A 380-nucleotide genomic window follows, 5' to 3' on the forward strand; every position below is an offset into this window, starting at 1 on the left:
GTAGTTTGGGTTTATTGCGGTTTAAATAGCGGTCAAAGGCTCTAATATTGTTAGATATTGGAGGGCTGTAACCATCGGGAAATTGGTTTGAAAAATCAATCTGCACAAGGTCAACCATTGGGATAACTTGCTTATGATCATTATTCAAATTTTGCAGTAATGCTTTAGGTATGCCTATGTCGCATAAGCTCTTAACATTACGGTTAAATTGACTGGGGCTATAACGTCCTTTAACGTCTTCCCAGCCATTCATTTTTAACAACTGGTAAAAGTTAAAGGCGTTATTTGCCTTTGTGTAGCTTTCTTTGCCAGCAGCGGTAAATGTTTTCAGTTTGGAACGGCACAGGTTCATTATTTCGGTATCATCGGCATTTTCCATC

Annotated in this window: 1 protein-coding gene; it reads right to left on the bottom strand. The window is 38.7% G+C overall.

Annotated features, from left to right (window positions below):
- On the bottom strand, nt 1-380 hold a 380-nt coding region (locus BTV99_RS12815), incomplete at both ends, for a phage/plasmid replication protein, II/X family (RefSeq protein ID WP_218607611.1).

The organism is Psychrobacter sp. Rd 27.2, assembly GCF_001921755.1.
In the GTDB taxonomy this organism is placed as follows: Bacteria; Pseudomonadota; Gammaproteobacteria; order Pseudomonadales; family Moraxellaceae; genus Psychrobacter; species Psychrobacter celer.